General features: G+C 62.0%; 22 protein-coding genes and 1 pseudogene. 10 read left to right on the top strand and 13 right to left on the bottom strand.

Annotated elements, in window-relative coordinates:
- Window positions 1-325 precede the first annotated feature (325 nt).
- The 5 genes from AC630_RS33625 to AC630_RS33605 form a co-directional block, all read right to left on the bottom strand.
- Window positions 326-1,069, bottom strand: a complete 744-nt coding sequence (locus AC630_RS33625) for an FMN-dependent NADH-azoreductase (RefSeq protein WP_074122725.1) — start codon at window positions 1,067-1,069, stop codon at window positions 326-328.
- A gap of 43 nt (window positions 1,070-1,112) precedes the next feature.
- On the bottom strand, window positions 1,113-1,658 hold the full coding sequence (locus tag AC630_RS33620) for a carboxymuconolactone decarboxylase family protein (RefSeq protein WP_074122730.1): 546 nt from the start codon (window positions 1,656-1,658) through the stop codon (window positions 1,113-1,115).
- 34 nt (window positions 1,659-1,692) lie between these two features.
- Window positions 1,693-2,319, bottom strand: a complete 627-nt coding sequence (locus tag AC630_RS33615; protein WP_074122729.1) for a nitroreductase family protein — start codon at window positions 2,317-2,319, stop codon at window positions 1,693-1,695.
- Between the two features lie 246 nt (window positions 2,320-2,565).
- Window positions 2,566-3,522, bottom strand: a complete 957-nt coding sequence (locus tag AC630_RS33610) for an AraC family transcriptional regulator (protein ID WP_074122724.1) — start codon at window positions 3,520-3,522, stop codon at window positions 2,566-2,568.
- Window positions 3,523-4,052: 530 nt separating this feature from the next.
- On the bottom strand, window positions 4,053-4,451 hold the full coding sequence (locus AC630_RS33605) for an SPW repeat domain-containing protein (protein WP_074122723.1): 399 nt from the start codon (window positions 4,449-4,451) through the stop codon (window positions 4,053-4,055).
- A gap of 1,817 nt (window positions 4,452-6,268) precedes the next feature.
- On the opposite strand from AC630_RS33605, the gene AC630_RS33600 reads away from it, so the two are divergent.
- The 8 genes from AC630_RS33600 to AC630_RS47395 all read left to right on the top strand — a co-directional run bounded on the left by AC630_RS33600 (window position 6,269) and on the right by AC630_RS47395 (window position 13,281).
- Entirely contained in the window at window positions 6,269-7,417 is a 1,149-nt protein-coding gene (locus AC630_RS33600; protein WP_245330599.1) for an efflux RND transporter periplasmic adaptor subunit, read from the top strand.
- Window positions 7,414-10,587, top strand: a complete 3,174-nt coding sequence (locus AC630_RS33595; protein ID WP_074122722.1) for an efflux RND transporter permease subunit — start codon at window positions 7,414-7,416, stop codon at window positions 10,585-10,587. Before AC630_RS33600 ends, AC630_RS33595 begins: the two co-directional genes overlap by 4 nt.
- A 101-nt stretch (window positions 10,588-10,688) precedes the next feature.
- A complete protein-coding gene (locus AC630_RS33590) occupies window positions 10,689-11,018 on the top strand; it encodes a DUF3551 domain-containing protein (protein ID WP_074122721.1) in 330 nt (109 codons plus the stop codon).
- A 14-nt stretch (window positions 11,019-11,032) separates the two neighbouring features.
- On the top strand, window positions 11,033-11,299 hold the full coding sequence (locus AC630_RS33585; RefSeq protein WP_208867076.1) for an SMP-30/gluconolactonase/LRE family protein: 267 nt from the start codon (window positions 11,033-11,035) through the stop codon (window positions 11,297-11,299).
- Between the two features lie 42 nt (window positions 11,300-11,341).
- Entirely contained in the window at window positions 11,342-11,800 is a 459-nt protein-coding gene (locus tag AC630_RS33580) for a cytochrome P460 family protein (protein ID WP_245330597.1), read from the top strand.
- On the top strand, window positions 11,686-11,991 hold the full coding sequence (locus AC630_RS48125) for a cytochrome P460 family protein (RefSeq protein ID WP_349539722.1): 306 nt from the start codon (window positions 11,686-11,688) through the stop codon (window positions 11,989-11,991). The genes AC630_RS33580 and AC630_RS48125 overlap by 115 nt, the downstream gene beginning before the upstream one ends.
- A gap of 195 nt (window positions 11,992-12,186) precedes the next feature.
- Window positions 12,187-13,104 (top strand): NADP-dependent oxidoreductase, encoded by a 918-nt coding sequence (locus AC630_RS33575; RefSeq protein WP_074122720.1) that lies wholly within the window; start codon window positions 12,187-12,189, stop codon window positions 13,102-13,104.
- 9 nt (window positions 13,105-13,113) lie between these two features.
- Window positions 13,114-13,281, top strand: coding sequence for a molybdopterin cofactor-binding domain-containing protein (locus AC630_RS47395; protein WP_283808472.1), 168 nt, complete (start codon window positions 13,114-13,116; stop codon window positions 13,279-13,281).
- A gap of 363 nt (window positions 13,282-13,644) precedes the next feature.
- Here the strand turns inward: AC630_RS47395 and AC630_RS33565 are convergent, their stop codons facing one another.
- The 6 genes from AC630_RS33565 to AC630_RS33540 all read right to left on the bottom strand — a co-directional run bounded on the left by AC630_RS33565 (window position 13,645) and on the right by AC630_RS33540 (window position 17,802).
- Entirely contained in the window at window positions 13,645-14,115 is a 471-nt protein-coding gene (locus AC630_RS33565) for a pyridoxamine 5'-phosphate oxidase family protein (protein ID WP_074122719.1), read from the bottom strand.
- 31 nt (window positions 14,116-14,146) lie between these two features.
- On the bottom strand, window positions 14,147-14,842 hold the full coding sequence (locus AC630_RS33560) for a glutathione S-transferase N-terminal domain-containing protein (protein WP_074122718.1): 696 nt from the start codon (window positions 14,840-14,842) through the stop codon (window positions 14,147-14,149).
- A gap of 205 nt (window positions 14,843-15,047) precedes the next feature.
- Window positions 15,048-15,467, bottom strand: a complete 420-nt coding sequence (locus AC630_RS48485; protein ID WP_208867075.1) for an NAD(P)/FAD-dependent oxidoreductase — start codon at window positions 15,465-15,467, stop codon at window positions 15,048-15,050.
- A 154-nt stretch (window positions 15,468-15,621) separates the two neighbouring features.
- Window positions 15,622-16,539, bottom strand: coding sequence for an NADP-dependent oxidoreductase (locus AC630_RS33550; protein WP_074122727.1), 918 nt, complete (start codon window positions 16,537-16,539; stop codon window positions 15,622-15,624).
- 76 nt (window positions 16,540-16,615) lie between these two features.
- Complete coding sequence (locus tag AC630_RS33545; protein ID WP_245330596.1) at window positions 16,616-17,476, bottom strand: MFS transporter; 861 nt, start codon at window positions 17,474-17,476, stop codon at window positions 16,616-16,618.
- Between the two features lie 152 nt (window positions 17,477-17,628).
- A complete protein-coding gene (locus AC630_RS33540) occupies window positions 17,629-17,802 on the bottom strand; it encodes a Cif family virulence factor (RefSeq protein ID WP_167561331.1) in 174 nt (57 codons plus the stop codon).
- 503 nt (window positions 17,803-18,305) lie between these two features.
- On the opposite strand from AC630_RS33540, the pseudogene AC630_RS48480 reads away from it, so the two are divergent.
- A pseudogene (locus AC630_RS48480) lies at window positions 18,306-18,522 on the top strand (ATP-binding protein); the annotation flags it as partial.
- 1,602 nt (window positions 18,523-20,124) lie between these two features.
- Here AC630_RS48480 and AC630_RS47380 read toward each other — a convergent pair.
- A complete protein-coding gene (locus AC630_RS47380) occupies window positions 20,125-20,334 on the bottom strand; it encodes a hypothetical protein (protein WP_245330595.1) in 210 nt (69 codons plus the stop codon).
- On the opposite strand from AC630_RS47380, the gene AC630_RS48475 reads away from it, so the two are divergent.
- The gene (locus AC630_RS48475; protein WP_245330594.1) at window positions 20,335-20,610 is read left to right on the top strand and encodes a hypothetical protein; all 276 of its coding nucleotides are present in this window, start codon (window positions 20,335-20,337) and stop codon (window positions 20,608-20,610) included.
- 24 nt (window positions 20,611-20,634) lie between these two features.
- On the opposite strand, the gene AC630_RS33525 is transcribed toward AC630_RS48475, so the two are convergent.
- Window positions 20,635-21,606 carry a GSU2403 family nucleotidyltransferase fold protein gene (locus AC630_RS33525; protein WP_167561330.1) on the bottom strand — a complete coding sequence of 324 codons (972 nt, stop codon included), beginning with the start codon at window positions 21,604-21,606 and terminating at the stop codon, window positions 20,635-20,637.
- Window positions 21,607-21,769: the final 163 nt, after the last annotated feature.

The raw sequence follows: 21,769 nt of genomic DNA, 5'->3' as shown, positions 1-21,769 counted from the left end.
CAACTTGGCGCAAGGTCGGTGAACTCCTCGACGTCTTCTCCAAGGAAGAGTGCGCCAACTATCTCAAAAACTCAGGCTATGTTTCCGTATAAACACAGCACGCTCTAGGTAGTATTCGTCGATCCAGTTCCGCAGCTTGGCCCAACGCCCGAACGCCTCTGGCCCGATCCATTCGCGGACGGCGCCGTCGTCGGGTGGTGCCGATTTGTCGGCCATCCTGTCGCCGATTTGGGGCAGCGTCTCGCCATCAGCGGCTGTTACTCTCGTACCTGAAGGTGAAATCATCAGAAGACCTCATGGTCATAGTCCGGCGGAGGCCGGAGGATCATAGTGAGGGCGCGCCAAGAGCTCGCGGCGCGCCCTTAAGGAGCTCCCGGTGCGACGCTCCCCGAAGCAGGCGGTGCGCCTCGCGATACAGTTTGCCGGTGCCTGAGAGCACTGCAGGGCGACCATCGATGCCGCGAAGCTTCCCCATCAGATCGATCGCCACCAAAGCCTTCTCCCTCGCTAATGCAGCCTGGTCATAATCGAGGAAGGCAATGGCTTGAATGGGAAGGAATTGCAGGGTTTTTAGTCCAATGGAGTTCAACGCCAACGTCAGGTAGGGAGTGAGAAAGTCCGGTTGGTGGGCTCGGTCGCCAGTAAAGATGCCGCCGGAGGCGACACCGATGAATACCGGACGGTCCCGCAGCATTCGCACCTTCCCTGTCGGCGTCGACTTCATCGTGCGCCCAACGCGCAAGATTTGGTCGATCCACGCTTTGAGGACCGAGGGAATAGTGTAGTTGTGCATGGGCGTTCCGATGACAATCACATCGGCCGCTTCGACCTCCTGGATAAGCGCTTCGGAAACATCCAGAGAACCCTTCGGAGGGGCGGCTAACGTGGCGAGCGACGTCAACGCGGTGGCATAGTCAGCCACGGTGTGGGGCAAGGGTTCAGTCCCTAAATCACGCCGGCTGATGCTCGCCCCGGGCGCAACCTCGAGAAGCTTTTCGACGATCGCGGCCGAAAGCTCACGGCTATGCGATTCTCGACGCGGACTGCCATCAATATGGAGAATGTGCATGTGATCGATCCCAATGACTTCGAGAGGTTGCGACGGGACAAGCTCAGATCGAGCCGGCCGGCGTTACGGCGGGAAAGTCCTTCTCGGGATCGAACACGTTGTTGAAGAAGTTCGTCAGGGAGTACATGGCGACCAGCGCTACGATCTCGATGACGTTTGCATCCGTGTAGCCGACATCGCGGACGGCTTTCACATCGGCGTCGCCGACCTTGCCGCGAGTCTCGATGACTTTGCGTGCAAACTGGACGGCCGCGTCGCGTTTCGGATCGCTGGCATGGCCCTTGCGAGCGAGAATGATGTCGTCCGCCGGCAACTTGGCCATATGCTCAGCCGTAAAGCTGTGAACGGTCAGGCAGTAGTCGCAGCCGTTCACTTCGGAAACAGCGAGGCCGATGCTGTCACGCGTTTTCACGTCGAGCGCCTTGCTCAAGGAGCCGAGCAGGGTGGCCCATGCGTTGAACGCGATCGGGCTCGCCGCGAAGGTCGCCATCATATTTGGGGCAAACCCGATGTTCTTGGTGAACGTATCGAGGGTCGGTTGCGAAGCAGCCGGCACCTGTTCCGGCTTCAGAGCGGCAATTCTTGGCATCTTACACTCCATAAGTTTGTGATTTGATTTGGAATTATGCAAAATCCAGCACGTCGGCCACCGGCATGCGCGGCTTCTGCGGCCAGTTGCCAGCTCGCTCCGGCCCTACGGTCAGCAGCATCACCGGGATTTCATCGTCGGCCAGGCCGAACTCGCGGTGCACGGCTTCGGCGTCGAAACCGATCATCGGCGTTGAACCCAAGCCGAGTGAGCGAGCCGTATAGATAATCGCCGCGGTGCCAAAGGTGGCGGAGCGTACCGCCTCGTCGCGCTGCCGCTGGGGTTGATCGTCATACAGGCCGCGAGCGGGCACTTCCCATTCCGGCACCAGGTGCGCCGGCATGATGCCGGCTTCCACCACCGGCGCCAGACGCTCAGGGACGGTGCTGGCATCCGCTAACCGGCCGATGATGATGAAGGTAACGGCGGCGTCGGTGATTGCGGGCTGATTCCAGGCGATCGGACGCAACCGAGCCTTGGCCTCAGGCGTACGGACGGCGATGAACCGCCAGTTCTGCAGGTGGAAGGATGTCGGCGCGGAAGTACCGATCCGCACCAGGTCGCGGATCTGATCGTCGCTCAGGGTGGCGGCAGGGTCGTAATACTTGGCAGCACTGCGGCTCAGAATGGTTTCGATGACGGCGTTCGTGAGCGCCGTCATCGTGGGCAAATGGGAAGGCTGGGGCGCGAGAGCGATTCCGCTCGTCTCGGTCTGCGCGTGGGTATCGGCTATTGCGCCGGTTGCCAGTTTGTCGGCGGCGATACTGATGCAGTTCATCGGGTGGCTCCCTCATCAAGTGGTTACGGAGCCCAAGTTACGGCTAGCAGTGCAATATTCGAGACTAGATTAGCTCAATATGATGCTCGAAAGGATCAAGCTGAAGCACATGAGGCCCAGGCCGCGCGTCTATTCGCCCTTGTGCGCCAGTCGGCGCCATTCCCCCGGTGTCATCCCCATCCTCTCCGCAAACACACGTCGAAATGCCGAAACGGATTGATACCCGACCGTCTCAGCCACGGCCTCAGTGCTGATCGCTGGCTTTTTCAACTCGTTGGCTGCCAGACTCATGCGCAGATCGGTCAACAGATCGAGGGCGGAGCAACCTAGCCTGTCTTGAAAGTGCCTCATGAACGTAGCGCGCGACATGCCGCACAAGTCCGCCAAATCAGGCAGTTTCCAAGACCGTGTTGGATCGGCGAACAGTGCCGCAATTGCCGGAGCCAGCCGCGGATGGCCGGCCAGGGCCAACAAGCCTTCAGGTGCTCTCTCCGCTTCGCTTGCCGCGCGCAATACCAGCGTGAACAGGGCCGAAGAAAGCGCGTTGAGAATGGCACGTCCTCCCGCTCTGTCACCATCGGACTCCATTCGCATCAGCCTCACCAGGCTGGCCAGTTGGCTGGAGGCGGAGCCGATTCCGTCTTCTCCATGGCCGTTCATGGCCCGCGCCACCAGATCCGCGGGCATGTAGTTGCGGATCAGCCGGTCATGGGGTGGCGCGATGAAAAATCGCCCACACATCAGGTCTAGTTTTTCGCCCTCGCCATCGTTCTCGCTCAGCATCCATCCGGCCGCCCCCCGGTGTTGCCGGGTACGGATAGGTGTTTGCCCACTACCGTCATGCAGCACATGCGCCGCACCGTGAGGCAGCAGCACAATATCTCCGCTCACCAGCTCTCGTGCTGCTCGCGTCTCCGGATCCTCGATAATGGCGCGGCCTTTGACTATGACGTGGTAAGGAATTTCGTTCGCCGCAGCCTGGCTCCAGGTAAGGCGCCACGGCGCACCATAGGCGCAGCGGACCTCGAGCTGACCGGTTACGGTGACGATTTGTAGGAGATGGCTTAGCCAGTCGACTTCAGGCATTGGGCCTCGAAAACCGGAAATGGTGAAACATCTTATCGTAATTGTGCATTGGTTCTACTTGTCGCCCACGTTTCCAAACTTGGCTCCGTACCGGGCCTAGATCGTGAAAGAGCCACCGAGCGCCCCACGATCGGAACAGGGGGGCCTGTATCAGACGCCGCCATAACGTCCGGCTATCGACTCCATTGGCGTGCCGTCACGTATGGGAGGCCGCCGCTCAGCGGATCGACTGCTTTCAGGAAATCGCCGAGGTGACTGAAATGACCAAGCTTCTCTGCGAGGGTTCGCTTTCCACCTTCCGATCGGACCGTTCGCGCGAAAAAGCCCGGAGCTCGCTTTGAGCCCCGGGTAGTCAAGGGAGGAAACGCCCGTGGCGTTGGTGCCATTCACCGGCCATCAGCCAGTCCGCCGGCACCAAGCGGGAGCTCAAAGTGGTTCAGTTCATCGCCGGGATCGAGAACTCCGTTCGCGGCTCACTCCTCGCCACATCAATTCAACCTCAAGCAGCCCTCTCGACGCCCTCGCTGCCTTCAATTCGTCGCGCGCTTGTTCAACATCGAACCCGCGATTGGCTCCTCAGTTGCGTTAAAGACCGACGTCGTGAGCAGGACAGCGGCAGCGAGGACCCAGTAGTACTGGGCGTCGAGCCCGACGAATTTGAAGGTAAATGGGGCGATGACAAACACCACGCCGACGGCGCGGTCGACCCAAAGGTGCAGCCAGTAGGGAATGATGCGGACGAGCCCGGTGGGATGGTCGGTCAGGGCGGCCAAGAGTAGCGCCGCGACGCCGACAACAACCGAAAGCCATATTGCGACCGGTCCGCTCTGGCCGAGCTTCAGCCCGAATGGCGCTGCGATCAAGACGATCGCGACGGGATAATCGATTAGGTAGGCGTGGATAGACTTACTGATGAAGCGGAACGACATCGGTGACTCCCACGTGCTTGGTTGCTCGAGCGGGTCCTTGCGACGCGGAGACTGCAGCCACCAAAGACGGCGATCATGCCGCCCAATGCTGGCAAGCAGTCCGTACAACCGCGACGGGTTAGCCCGGTTAGAGGCAGGGAAAGGCTATGCCTATACGCCAACCATTAGAAATGCCCAGTCGTTATTGTTTCCATTCCACTCGCGGTGCCATAGCAGCGGGTTAGTGTGGCGTTGAGCGTCTGCCAGTCCGAGAGCGGAGTGAAATTCAGGCGTGCGAGGCGGCGATGCTTCGGTGTCTGGCTGGCGAGGTCAGGAAAGGCTTGGGAAGATCGCCCGGATCGTACCATACGTCATCCGCTTCATTCCCGGGCACCCCACATAGGTTCAACCGCACGTGCTTTCTTGTCGGCGGGAAAGGCCCGCCCGAGCACCGAAAGGCCGTTGGGCAGGATCACGGCTTCGCCCAAGCCTTGCAGGAACCGGCCGACGATGGGCGACGCGAAACTTGGCGCGATACCAGTCGGTCAAGATCAGGGAAGCGCTGCTCACGACGTAGTCCCTCAGTTTAGGTCGCGCGATTGGCGGCGGGCGAGCTCATTGGTAGGCAGCTTGAAGCCGCGCAACGCGTCTCCACCAGCCGCTCGGCTAACTCGCGGACGCAGATCTCAACGAAAATGTCGAATGCGTCGATCAGCAATCCCTTGTTGTGTGTGTTCTTATCCGAAATGGGATAACCAGGTCCGCTCTCCAAACGGAGGGCGGTGTCGACGTGGACGTGCCTCGGGTCAAGCGGGTATTGAGCGCCAGGTCGAAATGATAATCATCCTTGATACGATACTTACGGTCGTATCCCTTGTTAACGAGTCGCGAAACCGCCCACACGACACCAGCTACTTCCAATCTCATCTGAAACTCCCGGCGCTTCTTGAACGATGCTACGCCGGCGGCTTTCACTGGGGAAATATCTGACTGTTATGGTTTTCATTCCGACGCGTTCACAGCCGCGATGAGGTGTCGACGGCGTACCTAGAGACGGCCGCTGCTCTGGTCTCCAGCCGGCGAAGAGCGGTTCGCCTCTCCGCAACGCACCTGGAAAATCAGGCAGGCCACAGGTCAACCGTACCACCGTCGAGCGACACCAGTGACACACCATCGACGTCATGCCCGCTTATCAGTGTAGGAGCGGATAGCCCGCGTTACGCGCAGGCCGCGACGAGATTAATTGCCGATACGGCGACTGAACGGGTTTGGAAGTCTCTGCAGATGCGGCTAGTGGCATTTCTCGCTACGGCATCACGTGGCGCGGCTAGCGGCAATAACGATCGTTTATCGACTCTATGGCGAAAGGTGATTTCTCTCGCCGGCGTTCCAAGGTCATTCTCCAAGTCATCGTCGTAGACATTCGGTGCCGCGACCGACACGCGACGCCGCATTCGGCCCACCGCGCAGAACGAAGGGTTTTCCCGATACGCCAGCAGCATCTGCGCCCGCGACACCCGGCTCGCCAACCCGAGTCTCGACCGCGAAAGCGTCGTCAAGGTCGCAATTTCTTCATCACTCGGGGCCAATTCGACCGCGCGCCGCCATCCTGCCACGATACAGCTCCTCGTTTCGTCAACCGCAAATGAGGAATCCGCCAACAACCCGTCCGTTCCACCAATTCTGCCTGCTCCACGAACGCAGGTTTCATGGAATCGATCGTCTAGGTCCCTGGAGAGATGGAAGTGAGTACGACTGACAGAACGGAGCATTCGGCTCTGGCGACGCGGCTCGATCGCGGTTCGTTTCGTCGCCTTGCACGATGCGGCGGCGTACCGATCGGTATGCTGTTGGCGCTGCTGCTCGGTGGCTGCGACGAGAAGGCGCAATCGCGGGTGGCCGCGCCTCCTCCGCCGCCGGTGACAGTCGCGCAACCAGTCAAGCGTACGGTCACCGACTGGGACGAGTTCACCGGCCGCTTCGAGGCGATCGAGGAGGTCCAGGTCCGTGCCCGCGTCGGCGGCTTCGTCAACAGCGTCGAGTTCAAGGACGGTGCGATCGTCCATGCCGGCGATCTGCTCTACGTCATCGATCCGCGCCCGTTCGAGGCGGTCGCGTTGCAGGCCCAGGGCCTACTCGACGACGCGCGGGCCAAGGCAGAGCTTGCCAAGCGTGACCTTGACCGTGGGCTGAACCTGGTCCAGACCAGCGCAGTTTCCGAACAGGTCGTCGATCAGCGTCGTCAGGCCTTGCAGGCGGCTCATGCGGCCGAGACGCAGGCCGACGGTGCGCTGAAGGCCGCGCAGCTCAATGTTGAATTCACCCACGTGCTGGCGCCGATCACCGGCCGCGTCAGCCGGCATCTGGTGACCCCCGGTAACCTCGTGCAGGGCAGCGAGGGCGGTGCAACGCGGCTCACCTCGATCGTGTCGCTCGATCCGATCTACATCTACTTCGACGTCGACGAGGCGACCTATCAGCGCAACAGCAAGCTCTGGTTCGAAGGCAGGCGCCCGAGCTCGCGCGACACCCCGAACCCGGTACAGGTGACGCTGACAGGCGAGACAAAGCCCTCGCATGAGGGGAAGATGGACTTCCTCGACAATCGACTGGACGTCTCCACGGCGACGCTGCGCAGCCGCGCCGTGATCCCGAACAAGGATCTTTCGATCCTGCCCGGGCAGTTCGGCCGCGTCCGAATCATCGGCTCCGCGCCCTACGAGGCGCTGCTGATCCCTGACGCAGCTATTGCCGCCGACCAGTCGCGCAAGATCGTGTTCGTGGTCAAGGACGACAGCACGGTGGAGGCAAGGCCGGTGGTGCTCGGGCCACTCGATGAAGGGCTGCGCGTGATTCGCGAGGGCCTCAAGGCGGAGGATCACGTCATCGTCAACGGGCTGCAGCGTGCCCGCATCGGCGCCAAGGTGACGCCAAAAGTGGCGCAGTCGCCGGCGGGCGACAAGGCTCCGGCAGGTGCCACGCCATGAATCTCGGAAGGCTGTCCATCGACCAGCCCATCTTGGCGATGGTGCTGTCGATCGTGCTCTTGATTGTTGGCGCGATCGCCTACCCGACGCTGCCAGTCTCAGAATATCCGCAAGTGGTGCCACCGACCGTCACGGTCACCACGCAATATCCGGGCGCCTCGGCGCAGACTGTGTCCGACACCGTTGCCGCGCCGATCGAGCAGGAGATCAATGGCGTTGAGGACATGCTGTATCTCTACAGCCAAGCGACCTCGAACGGCCAGCTCACCATTACCGCCACCTTCAAGATCGGTACCGACCTCGACAAGGCCCAGGTGCTGGTGCAGAACCGCGTCGCGATCGCGCAGCCGCGGCTGCCCGCGGAGGTGCAGCGCAACGGCGTCACCACGCGCAAGAACTCGCCCGACATCCTGATGGTCGTGTTCATGTTGTCGCCTGACGACACTTTCGACCAGCTCTACATCTCCAACTACGCGCTGCTTCAGGTTCGCGACCAGTTGCTACGGATCGACGGCGTTGGCGACATCCAGATGTTCGGCGCGCGCGATTACTCGATGCGGCTGTGGTTCGATCCCGACCGAATCGCCAATCTCGGCCTGACTTCGGACGAGGTGCTGGCAGCGATCCGCGCGCAGAACTTGCAGATCGCGGGCGGACAGATTGCGGAACCGCCGGTTGCCGATCGCGCATTCCAGCCGAACCTCGTCTTCACCGGACGCCTGAAGGATATCAGGCAGTTTGAGGACATTGTGGTGAAGGCCGGCTCCGACGGCCGTACCGTGCGGCTGCGCGACGTTGCCCGCGTCGAACTCGGTGCGCTGTCCTACGCCACCAACAGCTTAATCTTGCGTAAGACGGCCGTCGCAATGGTCGTGACGCAACGGCCCGGATCCAACGCGATCGCGACCGCCAAGCATATCTCCGACACTATGGCGCAGCTCAAGACGAGCTTCCCGAAGGGGCTCGACTACAACATCGGCTACAACCCCACCGAATTTATCGCTCAGTCTATCCATGAGCTGATCAAGACGATTTATGAGGCGATGGCGCTCGTCGTCATTGTGGTGCTTGTGTTTCTGCAGGGCTGGCGGCCCGCGATCATCCCGATCATTGCGATTCCGGTGTCGCTGGTCGGCACCTTCGCGGTGATGGCCGCTCTCGGATTCTCGATCAACAATTTGACGCTGTTCGGTCTGGTTCTCGCCGTCGGCATCGTTGTCGACGACGCCATCGTGGTGGTCGAGAATGTCGAGCGGCATCTCGATCAAGGTATGAGCCGGCGCGAGGCGGCGCTCAAGACGATGGAGGAGGTCGGTGGGGCACTGGTGTCGATCGCGCTGGTGCTGTGCGCGGTGTTCGTGCCGACCGCCTTCCTCGGCGGCATCTCCGGACGATTCTTCCAGCAATTCGCGGTCACCATTGCGGTCGCAACCGCGATCTCCTGCTTCTGCTCGCTGACGCTGTCGCCGGCGCTGGCCTCGCAGATCCTGGTGCCGCATGACGAGAAAGGTCCGCTGGCGCGCTGGAACATCATCGCGCGCGGCTGGGAGAGCTTCACCGTGCTGTTCAACCGCATCTTCGACGCCCTCGCGCACGGTTATGCGGCGTCCGCCGACTTCGTGATCCGGCATACGCGGGTGATGCTTTTGATCTACCTCGCGCTGATCGGCAGCGCCGGCTGGCTGCTGGCCACCACCTCGCAGGGCTTCATTCCCGCGCAGGATCGCGGTTACCTCATCATCTCGGCGCAATTGCCAGGCGCCGCGTCGTTGGCGCGGACCACCGCGGTGGTCCGCGAAATCGAGCGGATTGCACTGGACACGCCCGGCATCGTTCGCGTCGCGGCATTTGCAGGGTTTTCCGGCGCGACGCGCACGCAGGCCGGCAACGCCGCGGCATTGTTCCCGGTGTTCGACGAGCCGGAGGCGCGGCTGAAGAAGGGGCTGACGGCAACCGCGATCACCGCCGAACTGCGCAAGCGGTTGTCGGTGATCCAGGGCGCCTTCATCATCGTCATTCCGCCGCCTGCGGTGCCAGGCATCGGCACCGGCGGCGGCTTCACCATCCGTATCCAGGATCGGCAAGGGCGCGGCCCTGAGCTGCTGGCGGCCGCGACCGACGAACTTGTCGGCGCCGCGCGGAAGTCGCCAAACCTGACCTCGGTGTTCTCGCCGTACTCCGCGAACACGCCGCAGCTGTTCGTCGACATCGATCGCGTCAGGGCGCAGAAGCTCGGGGTGCCGATCGCCAACATCAATGACACGATCCAGACCTATTTCGGCTCGACGTACGTCAACGACTTCAATTTGTTCGGCCGCACCTATCACGTGACCGCGCAGGCCGACCTGCCATTCCGCAAGGAGACCACCGATCTTGCGCGACTGCGGACCCGTAACGCCGCCGGCAATATGGTGATGCTCGGTAGCGTCGTGGACTTCAAGAACATCTCGGGCCCCGATCGTGTCGCGCGCTACAATCTCTACTCGGCGTCCGAACTGCAGGGTGAGCCGGCGCCGGGCGTAAGCTCGACGACGGCGCTCAACACCATCAAGAAGCTCTCCAACGACACATTGCCGAGCGGCTTTTCCCTCGAATGGACCGATCTGTCCTATCAACAGGTGACGGGTGGCAATGCCGGCCTTTATGTGTTCCCGATCTGTGTGCTGTTCGTCTATCTCGTGCTGGCGGCGCAATATGGCAGCTGGACGCTGCCGTTCGCGGTGATCCTGATCGTGCCGATGTGCCTGTTCGCGGCCACCATCGGCGTGCGCATCATGGGCCAGGACGTCAACATCCTGACCCAGATCGGTTTCGTCGTGCTGGTGGGACTTGCCGCCAAGAACGCGATCCTGATCGTCGAGTTCGCGCGCGATATCGAACGAGAGGGCAGGCCGCGGCTGGAGGCTGTCGTCGAGGCCTGCCGGCTCCGCCTGCGGCCGATCCTGATGACGTCGTTCGCATTCATCCTTGGTGTACTGCCGCTAGTGCTGTCGACCGGTTCCGGCTCCGAGATGCGCCAGGCGGTCGGCGTCGCCGTGTTCTTCGGCATGCTCGGCGTGACGCTGTTCGGCCTGATCTTCACGCCGATTTTCTACATGGTGGTGCGCAACCTCGCGGAAGGCAAGAACGAGGGCAAGCCGACCCAGGCGACGGAGGCCGCGGCGGAGTGAGTTGCGGTGACGCCGATCTGCGATGAAGTCGGAACAACTCGCGCTCGCTGCGCACGTGGATCAAATAGTACGCAACGCAGCCAAGGTGAAAGGAGGATCGGATGACCACCACCGTGTTGAAAGCAATGACCATCCCCGCTGCGACATTGGTCGCGGTGATTGCACTGGGTGGACTGTTTGCATCGGCTGCAGTGCGCGCCGCTGAATATTGCAGTGAAGACGGTTATAGTTTCGCGCGGAACTGTAGCTTCAACTCGATGGAGCGATGCGAGGCAGCGATATCCGGCACGTACGCCGCGTGCCTCCGCGATCCGTTCCTCAAGGACGACAGCATCGAGAGGATCAACCACAATTCGGACACCTATTTGCTCGGCCGTCCAATCGCGCGCCCATCGCAAGCGGCGCAGCCGGCCGCTAAGGCCGACAAGTAGAGCAAAGCATTCTGATGCAGTCTCACACACAGATATCGACGCTCGAAGCAGCCGAATCGAAAGAAGCATCTGGCCTCAGCCGCTCCAACCGACTGTTTGTTCTCGAACTGAGCGAGGACCGCATTCGCTCGATGAATCCAGACGGATCAGACCGCAAGACCATCGTCACTGATTGCCACCTCCCCGACGGCATGGTCGTGGATGCGGAGGAAGGTCACATCTATTGGTCCAACATGGGTATCCCCAATCTCGACGACGGCTCGATCGACGAGGATGCGTGAGGACCGGCGCAGTCGTATTCCCCACCACTATGGAAATTATACATGCGAGCTATTGGAAAACTGCGTCCCGCGCTGCGACAACTGAAATCGTCAGCGAACGTCATCGGTTCGCAACACAAGGAGCAACGCCATGAGAAGCGTCAGTGCCCTGGGCGTCGTCCTGGCGGGATTGCCCGTGATCGGCGCCGTCGCGGCCTACGGGCAAATCGATGCGCGCTCAGCACGGCGGCGACTGCGGCCGTCGTCGACGACAAGGGAAATCTGCGCGTGCCCTCCGACTATCAGACCGCTTATCAGATGCTGGGCTTCTGGGCAGTGGCTAAAGATGGCGGTCCGGGCTCGAAGGAGCTGCACGTGGTCTATGCATCGCCCGGAACCATCGCCGCATACCGCAAGCACGGTCACTTTCCCGACGGCGCCGTTCTCGTGAAGGAAGTGTTCAGAACGACAACTGGTGGAAACGTAAGCAGTGCCGGCGCTCTCGCCGCTGGTGCGTCATAGTTAAAGACAACGTCGGCCGATTTTCGGGAAACAAGCTTTGGGGCGAAGGCTGGGGTTGGTCCTGGTTCGACGGAGCTAATCCCCAAAAGACCGCCTCGACCGGCTACACGACGGACTGTCAGTCCTGCCGCGTGCCGGCGCGACAGTCAGACTGGATCTGCACTGGCGGCTATCCGCTCCTGATCGGATAAGCGGGGCGTGACGTCGATGATATGTCGCTAGTCGAGCCGTTGCCCTGCACCGAACGGTTCAGGAAGCGAGGTCACGTCGACCACTAGCGCGGCGCTGTTCTACCTTCGCTTTCGGAAAGAACCCATGGCCCCCGACATTAGATGTCGAACGAGCTTTCCAGCGCTGCAACATTTCCACCAAAGGAGAAAATTCTCATGAAGGCGATCATTGTGACGGACCAGGCTGCGGGAACGGCCGGGATGGAGCTGGTCGAGCGGCCCAAGCCGCAGGCAGCGATAAACGACGTGGTCGTTCAGGTTCATGCGGCGGGATTCACCTGGGATGAGCTGACGTGGCCCCCGACCTGGGTCGATCGCCTCGATCGTGACCGAACACCGTCGATCCCTGGGCACGAGCTGGCCGGAGTGGTCACCGCCGTTGGCTATGGCACGACAGGGCTGTCGGTCGGGCAGCGAGTGTTCGGCCTCACGGACTGGACTCGCGACGGCACTCTGGCGGAGTACGTGGCAGTCGAGGCGCGCAATCTGGCGCCGCTGCCGGGCGACGTCGACTTCACGGTGGGCGCGAGCCTGCCGATGCCGGGCCTGACCGCATGGCAGGGACTGTTCGAGCACGGCCGCGTTCAGGCAGGGCAGAGCGTCCTCGCGCACGGCGCGGCCGGCGTGGTCGGTTCGATGGTAACCCAGCTCGCACGCGAGGCCGGCGCCTACGTCATCGGCACCGGACGCGCCGTCGACCATCAGGCGGTGCTCGACTTCGGCGCGCAAGAGTTCGTCGACCTCGAGAACGACGCCCTGGACGACGTCGGCCCAGTCGATCTGGTTTTCGATGTCTTCGGCGGCTACATCGGGAAGCGATCCGCAGCCCTGGTTCGAGCCGGAGGAACGTTGGTGACCATTGCCGGCCCGACCGAGGCCCGGCCTGCCGATGGCTTGGCGATCGACTTCGTTGTCGAGTCCGATCGTGCCCAACTGGGTGAGATCGTCCAGAGGGTGCGAGACGGACGACTGCGAACGAACATCAGCACCGTCGCGACCCTCGACGATGCCGTCGCCGCATTCAACCGGACCGAGCGACGCAAGGGGAAGAGCATCATCCACGTTCGTCCGTAGAATCCATGGATCAATCCAACCGGCGCCGTGACCCTGGTCATGCCGATGGTCGAGATGGGACAGGGGGGGTTACACGTCGCTCTGATGCTTCTCGCTGAAGAACTGGAAGTGAAGCTTGACCAGATTCAGGTCGGCATGCGCCGCCAAATCATGCGCTTTACGTCAACTCGATCATAGGTATTCAAAATACAGGTGGTTCCGCCTCTGTCCGCGCCTTCTGGATACCGCTGCGTCAGGCAGGGGCAGTAGGTCGTAACCTGCTGATTGGCCGCAAAGCGCTGGAATGTCGATCCAGCGACTTGCCGCGCCAAGGACGGCGCGGTGTTCGATGCGTCAGGCTCGAAGCATCTGAGCTACGGCGAACTTGCGGAGGCTGCGGCGAAATTGCCTGTGCCGCCTGCAGCAAACGTCAGATTGAAGGATCCGAAGGATTTCACCTTAAGGCGAGAGCGGCGCTGGTGGCGGCGATGATGGTTCGGATATTCACGAGCCTTCTTTCTCTGAGTATCGGTCGGTCTTCGTTCTTCGCGGACCCTGCACCTACGCCCCGATGGGTTTCACACCGTACTTTTGATAGTAGGTGCTCCTGATTTGGTCCTGGCTTCGAGGAGGGTCGGCAAAGACATGGGCTGGAGACAGCAATGGGGTGATCAAAGTGGTTGCGATTTTGACAACGTGATCAACAGGATACTCTAGGCCATTCGTCGCCCGAACCCAGTCGGCGATCATCAAAGACTCGTCATCGTCTGGCGGCAGTATCAACGCACGGCCCTTGAATCGATAACCGCGCCTCTGGAAGATGTCGACTACGTTAATTTCGACGGCGGGATTGCGTTTCAAGTTCAATATCGTCCGGGGCGATGCGATATCGGCGAAGTAGAGCACGCCGTCCGCAACCGTCAAAGACGCCTTCGGCGAAAGATTGGGCGTTCCGTCCTCGTTGACTGTAGCGACGAATGACAGTATCGCCTGCTTAATGATCGCCTCCATGTCGGCAGTGATTTCAATCATAGATATCCTCGCTTCATTGTTCGAACCCTTTCTAGCCCGCTGTCACTTTCAGCCCGCGCTGCACCGCCGGCCGAGCGAGGCCGCGGGCGAGCCACGCCTTCACATGAAGAAAGCGGTCGAAGCCGACGAGATCGCGTGCTTCGTAAAAGCCAATCAGGTTGCGCACCCAGCCGAGCAGAGAAATATCGGCGATGCTGTAGTTAGCACCCATCACCCAGTCGCGGCCCGCGAGCCGTTCGTCCAGGACACCGAGCAGCCGCGCTGATTCGGTTGCGTAGCGGTCGCGCGGGCGCTTGTCCTCATAGGCCTTGCCGGCGAATTTGTTGAAGAAGCCGACCTGGCCGAACATCGGCCCGACTCCGCCCATCTGCCACATCACCCACTGGATCGTTTCGTAGCGGGTGTTCGGATCGGCCGAGATAAATTGTCCAGTCTTGTCGGCAAGGTAGAGGAGGATCGCGCCCGATTCGAACAACGCGAGCGGCGAGCCGCTCGGCCCATCGGGGTCGTAGATTGCGGGAATCTTTCCGTTGGGGTTGAGCGCGAGAAAGGCCGGGTCGTGGCTTTCGTCCGCCATGATGTCGATCCGGTGCGGCTCGTAGGCGAGGCTCGCTTCCTCAAGCATAATGCCGACCTTCACCCCATTGGGCGTGGGGGTAGAAAAGAGTTGCAGCCGATCGGGGTACTGCGCCGGCCAGCGCGTAAAAATTGGATGATCGAGCGTCACTTTCTTCCTCCTAGATGAGCGTGCCGAGCTTGGGCCGGGACATGGCCGAATATTCCACCTGGATGCGTGCCGAGCTGGCCCGTAAGTGGGGCCAAAAAGTAGGACACGATACGGCCGCGGCACACGCTTGTTCGCGATTTGCACTCGGGGTCACCGTAAGGATCGCCTCGGCGTGGCTGCATCTGTCGCTTATCGAACCGTCTCCTCATGCGGCCTCACGAAACTGGGCCGCTGGCGCCTGGTGGATCTGTGCGACTACCGCCGCGCCTTCGCCGACGCCGGCGGCGACGCGCTTGACCGAGCCCGAGCGCACGTCACCGATGGTGAAGACGCCCGGCCGGGTGGTCTCGAGCGCTAGGGGGCCTTTGCCGGTCAGGACGAAGCCCTTGTCGTCGGTCTCGACGCAGCCGACAAGCCACCTGGCGTTGGGATCAGCGCCGATGATTATGTCGACCGAGCCCGACAACACGAGCCAGGAAGGGGCGTCCCGCTGGCCGTGGTCATAGACGATCTCGCCAGGCGCGAACAGCCGCTCCGGCCCGCTGGCAAAGCGCAGCGCCGTCTTGACCCGTGCCGCATCGAGCACCGGAAACATTTGATAACTGCGTTTCTCTTGCGTGCTCATCGAGTGGCTTCCTTGACGCCGAGCGCGACCGTGGGGATCAGCTCGGAGACGGTGGAATGGATGCGAGGGGCCCGGCGCGGCGTGCAGTCGGGCCCGGGACGAAGGCGCCGACAATCCATGTGGGAGAGGAGAACCGCTCGCCATCGCTGTTGCCTCACGGACGAACTCGGATGATCGTCTTCCCGCTGATCCGCTTGGTCGGATTGAAAGCGGCGACGGCATCGTCGAGAGTCGCGATGTTGCCGATGTTGGTACGCAGTCGTCCGTCCCGCACCCGCTGGACGATCTCACTCAGTTGGGCGCGATCGGACACGAGAACAAAGTCGATCGCCATGCCGTCGGCGGGCCGAGCCTCGGTCGGCCCGGCGATGGTTACCAGCGTTCCTCCGGCTTGAACCAAGCCTGCGGACCGCTTCCCGATGTCGCCGCCGATGACATCGAAAACCAGATGGACTCCGCCGACGTCTTCGAGAACGTCGTTCTCGAGGTCGACGAACTCTTGCGCGCCGAAGTCGAGCGCCTTCTGACGGTCGGCAGCGCGTCCGGTGCCGATGACGTAGGCGCCGGCCTCTCGTGCGAGCTGCGTCACCATCGAACCGACTGCGCCGGCCGCGCCGTGCACGAGGACGCTCCGCCCCGCCTGAAGGCGGCCGTGCTCGAACAGTCCCTGCCACGCGGTCAGGCCCGGCATCGCCACGGCCGCACCCACCGTGAAGTCGACGTCGCCCGGAAGCGGGGCGAGGTTGCGTGCCTCCACGGCCACATACTCCGCCAAGGTGCCGCCGCGATACGAGTCCGAGAGACCGAATACCCGCTGTCCCACCAAAAGCCCGGTCGTGCCATAGCCGAGAGCGGTGACCACACCCGCCAGCTCCTGGCCGGGAATCGTCGGCGTCCGGTCACGGTCGAGGCGATCGGTCCAGGTCGAGGGCCACGTCAGCTCACCCGAGGTGAATCCCGACGCATGAACCTGAACGACGACGTCGTTTATCGCCGCCTGCGGCTCGGGTCGCTCCACCAGCTTCATCCCGGCCGTTCCTGCAGTCTGGTCCGTCACAACGATCGCCTTCATGATAATTTTCTCCTCGGTCATTTGTCTCTTTGCTGGACATGTTCCCGGCAACAACCTGCGCTTCTACGAGGCAGCGCTACCGGCGCGCGGATGTGAACCGGCCGCCGATGGGAGCGCCGAGAACGCTGGGGGCCATATAGGCGGCGAGCACCAGGCCGAGGATCAGCGGGCTGCGGGTGTGGAGTTGATCTTCGACAAGCGCAGGCACGAACGCTTGGTAGAAGCTCCCGCTCGCCCAGGTTGCCAAGAACACCGCCGCCGCGACAGGGAGCAAATGCCTGACCCGGGCCGGTACGCTGACCCTGGGTAACAGCGATCGCGAAGCGCCCGGCGTCGGGGTTGCTGTTTCCGGGCTGATGGCGATGAGTGCAGCAGACAGTAATAGGATGCCGACGCAAACCAGGTAGATCAGGTCGCGTGGCCAGGGGCCGAATTGGACCAAGGCGCCGGAGGTGATGGCGCCGACAGTGAGGCCGAGCATCGGTCCTTGGCTGGAGGCGACGGCCGCCAACCATTCTGGTCTGCTGGGCGCGGCATCGGCGATGTAGGAGGTCAGGCTGCTGCTGGCCAACCCGGTACCGACGCCCACGAGGAGCCGACCGGCCAGCAGGATGACGATGTCGTGCACATTCAGCAACAGCAGACAGCCCAGCAGGAGCAGGCTGAGGCTAGTGCTCGCAGTGAGCCGCCGGCCCAGATGATTGGACAGTCGTCCCAGCACCAACAGTGCGAAGATGGTGCCGACGGCGTAGGCGACAATGGCCATCGAGATGCCGGCGTTAGTGAACCCGTCCTCCGCCCGGTAGATGTTGTAAAGGGGGATCGGAGCTGCCGCCGTGGCAAACGAGACCACCAAGGAGACTACCGCAGATAAGAATGCCAGCCGGAGCGTTCCGTCCCGGTGAGCCTGGTTGATCACTGGTGCCACGTTTTGCATCGAGCCTGCATCCCTCGTCTCCCGGAGAGTTCGGGCGCACAGGTCCAAAATCTCCGACTAGGTAGTTTCACCAAGTGGCGGTGTTCGCCGACGCCAGGCTGAAGAGTGGCTCCATCGCTGAGAGCTGCCGTGGCGCACATATGTCAGGCGGGCTATCGCACTGCCGTCCCTTGATTATTGTCGATCAGGTAGCGCCATCGTCCATCTGCGCCGCGGCGCACGATATCGCTCGCCGAGCCTCCAAGATGCACGTGCTTGCCGTCGGGACCTCTGCCATCAATTGACCAGTCCAGCACGATCTGGGCGATATCGCCGGCAACGAACACATGGCGCGCCTTGGCCTTCAGCGGCAGACCGAGTCTGATCGCGCTCGAGTCGGGCGGCGATCTCGGTGTGATCAGTGATGGTTCGCCCGTCATTCGCGATGAACGCGGCCTCTGGGTCGTACAACGCCAACATCGTGCTGACCCTCGCCGGAGTGAAATCGCTCAAGCAGCGATGCGACAATGCCCTCGGGTTCAGTAGGGAGCGGATAGGAGTCGGACATCAGGGGTCTCCTGTTCGTGTTGGTTGAAACGGTTGCCCTAAGCGTTATTCGATGAAATCTGCGGCAGCGGTTGTCATTGGTCGCAGCACAGGACGAAAGTTTCCAATAACAGGTACGTATAGTTTCCATAGCGGGGGGGAATTGTGCCGCGGCAGTCCTCACCGCCATTCATAAAACAAGGCAGGTTGCGCAGGCAGCGACGTCGTCACGCCGCGCGGTAAGCGGCAATCACGATCGTCTATCGATTCTATGGCGAGTGGTGATTTCCCTCGGCGGGATTCGACCGCCGCGCTGCTCAACCGTCTGACTCACCACTGCGACATCGTCGAGACCGGTAACGATAGCTGGCGTTTTAAAAGCCGTGACGACGATCAAACAACCCGCGCTCGCGCCGTCTCCGCAACCCCGGCCAGCTCCGACGCCGCGAGCGCTACCATCAAGACTCGCCGATCAAAGGGGTCCCCTGGACGCCGATCGGGGGTCCTCCAACGCCGATTGACAATTCCACTTCCGAGAGGGCGAAACCATCCACACAGAGAGCTCGAGGAAATCACGAAGGATTGGGCGCGCTCGCGGAGCGAGCGGGCTGGCGCGTGTCGCAGTCCTGGGAGGACGACAAGCGGCTGTTCTGTGTGTTCGCGCTCTCGCCTCGGGCCACGTGGAGTCCGCGCTGACATGTCACCTCGCCGGGTAGCCGCAAAACGACTAGTCGAGAGAGGTTCGATGCAGGGCACGGGCTCCACCAACTGGATTCCCTCCGCTGCGATTGGAACGGTAGCGCGCGCCGAGAGAATGCACCAGCACTTCCTGAAGCGACTGAGTCTCGGGGATTGTGTGCCGCGCCAGCCCGCGGTCCGACACGCGAGGCGCAGTCGCCGCGGGCGGGGGAAGGGTGAGCTCCGTGATCGGCAGCGGCCTGCGGCTGCTCGAGTGCCAGAGCGATGCTGCGTGCCGAAAGGCCATCGTCGACAAAATGCAGGAGGCAATCACGCGAAGTGCGTTGCTTAGCCGGCAGCTCCTCGACGCCACTCGACCGCGCCCCACGTCGATCGACGGGTTTGTCGCAGGCTATCGCCTCGCAGTGATAACGGCCCGCTTGACCGCGCGTTGCGTCCGGACATCACAATCCGCACCGAGATCGCCCCTGATTTATAAATTGCGAGATCCCACTCGTTTAAGTATTTGGCAGTGCTCTGGCGGCATCAAGATGTGCGTTCTCGCTCTCGGTGCGCGTGCCCCAAACTCACGAATGGGATTGCGCCGCGGTCTCTCGCAAGCCGGTAAGCGTATTCCTCGCGAAGCCCGAGGGTCATGGCATACTGCCGTGCCCTGTGAGGCTCGCCGCCGGTGTAGAGGCGCAAGATTTCCTCGCGCTGCTGCTTGTTGATGCGAAGGCGATTACCGCGAGAGTCGCGTGGCATGATAGGTCAACCCTTTCCAAAGGATGGTGTTTGGATCGCGTACGCGTAGTCCTGGTAGGCCTCGACCAACGGATCGAAAGTGCTGCTGTCCGTACGATGCAACTGCCTAAGCTCGAGTTCCGTCCCTGGCCGGAGCAGAGGACGAGCTCTCCGCTGTGGTAGTGCTGTAGCTGCTCGTGCCGCTGCGGCTTCACTCGCCCTTGTTCGACGAAACTTCGTTTTCAGGAACGGCCGGTCGCCTCAGCAAGGAAGCCAATGCCTCAGCCGCATCAGCAAGCGCGGCTTTCTCGGCGCATCGTTCATAGTTCTCAGCAAGCGCGTTGCGCCGACACGCATCGTGTCGGTCGATCATTGATTGAGTGGCCCGGAGTACAACCGGCGCCGTACCAAAATTGTCTTGGGCTCGCATTTGGCCTCCACTGTCTCACCTCGAGCCGCATAACGCTGTCGAACCCAGCCAATCACAGATGGCAGCCGCGGACTATTGCACAGAGGTTCGTCAGTGCCGTACGTTCGTTTAAGATGAGGATCCTTAGGTTTAGGAGCGAGCACCTGCGGTCCCTCGCCAGCCGGGGCCAAGGTCCGGTGCCGAGTCACTTGGCTAGAAAGGTCATGTGTGTTGCCTCAAGCGGCCTGAGTCTGGGGAGGAAGCGCCCAAGGAGGGCAGCGATAGCCGAGTGCTACCGCACCCCAATCAGGTGCTCGTCGATGCTGGGGCGAGGTTTGCAGGGGACGTGTTGCGACTGACGTGTGGAGACGGCGTGCATCAGCGCTGCGACAATCACGGATGCCAGCATGTAGTTCGCATTGCGCGCCGTCGTGCGCGTCGCCTCGATCTGCGCCTCGGTCTGACGTCGGACGATCTCGACCAGGTCCTCCGCGGCGAACACGTGCTCCTCGTCATCAAAAACGGCCACGAGCTGACGTTCGGTCCGGTCGATCCGGCGCACTATGCCCATCGAGCCATTGAAGAGGCCGCGCTTGTAGCAATTGCGCCGGTGCACTACCGGTTCGCCGGCCGAGAAGAGGTCGCCGAGTGGCCCGCGCAGCTCCTGCAGGTCTTTCTTTCGCAGATAGTCTTCGTGAAGACGCCGGTTGAGGCCGGCGACGCCACACGGACCCTCGTTGCCTCAACTAGCGGCGCCGCCATGATGGCGACGTGGTAATCGAATCCTTGAAGACCTTCGCGCCTACATCCTTGGCGCCGAAGGAAAACCGTCCTCACCCAACGCACCCTGGAGTGGGCCGATAGTTTGGATGTGATCCTCGGCGAATGGCTCAGTCCACCGCTCGTGGACGAGCTTCACCACGGCGGTGTTGAGCTCGGTCGAAGCCTCGCGGCGGATCAGTGACATTTCCTCGACGTCGAGGGCCATGAAGCGCAGCATGCAGTAGGCCCGCGGCTCGAGGAGCGAGACCGGCGCGGCGCGTCCCTGGCGGTCGATGCAGATTGAGCGGATCGCGGGCTGGTCCAGCGCCCAGCGTGCCGCTTCCGCGCCGCCAGCGCTTTGATCCGAATATGAGTCTGCCGCGCGGTCCAGCATCGCCGGCGTGAACAGCCTGATCCGCAGGCCTTCCTCGGTCCGCAATTCGGCGGCATCGCGCCGGCGCACGCTAACCTTCCCTCGGCGCAGGACCGCGGTGATCCCTTCGGCCACATCGTCCGCCTCGACGCCGACGACCAGCAGATCCATGCTCTCGTCGGGCAACATCTCCCGTGGGAGGAGGGCCGCGAGCTCGCATTCGTAGCCATATACGGCAGCCTCACCGATGATGCTGACCTGGTCGGCGAGATCGGAAAACCCGATCGCGCGCGCCACGTCAGCGATCTCCGAGGGAGTGCGCGACAGCCGCAGCGCCTTGGCCATCCTTGCCTGCTCGGCCATGGTTGGCCGTAATTCGGCGGTTCGCCGTTCGAACTCGGCGCGCCCGTCGATGAAGCGCTTGTAGATCGCCTCAGTCTCCTTGGACCGCCGTCCGAGGGAAGTGGACTTTTGATCGCCCGACAGCGCGTCGCGCCGATAGCGCGTCAGGTACTCGTTCCCCTTCACAGTGATCCACTGCATGCCGCCGACGAACTCGTCGCGGGTGCGGGCAAGCGCGGCAAAGTCGGTCGTGGTGGCGCGCGTCGCCTCCACGAGACGCCGCTGTTCGCGGGTCATCGCAGCGTGCATTTTGCGTTTAGAGCCAATTGAGAGAGATATAGAATATGCTATAAACCGCAAAATTGCAAGGTATTTTTTGAGTGCTGCCGCCGCGGTACAACGACAAGCATGATCTAGCCTCGGGTCCCGTGCGGTGGGGTGAGGATGAAGCTATGCCCAA

The sequence above is a fragment of the Bradyrhizobium sp. AS23.2 genome (assembly GCF_001908185.1).
Taxonomy (GTDB): Bacteria; Pseudomonadota; Alphaproteobacteria; order Rhizobiales; family Xanthobacteraceae; genus Bradyrhizobium.
This window is presented reverse-complemented; position numbering and strand designations above follow the sequence as displayed.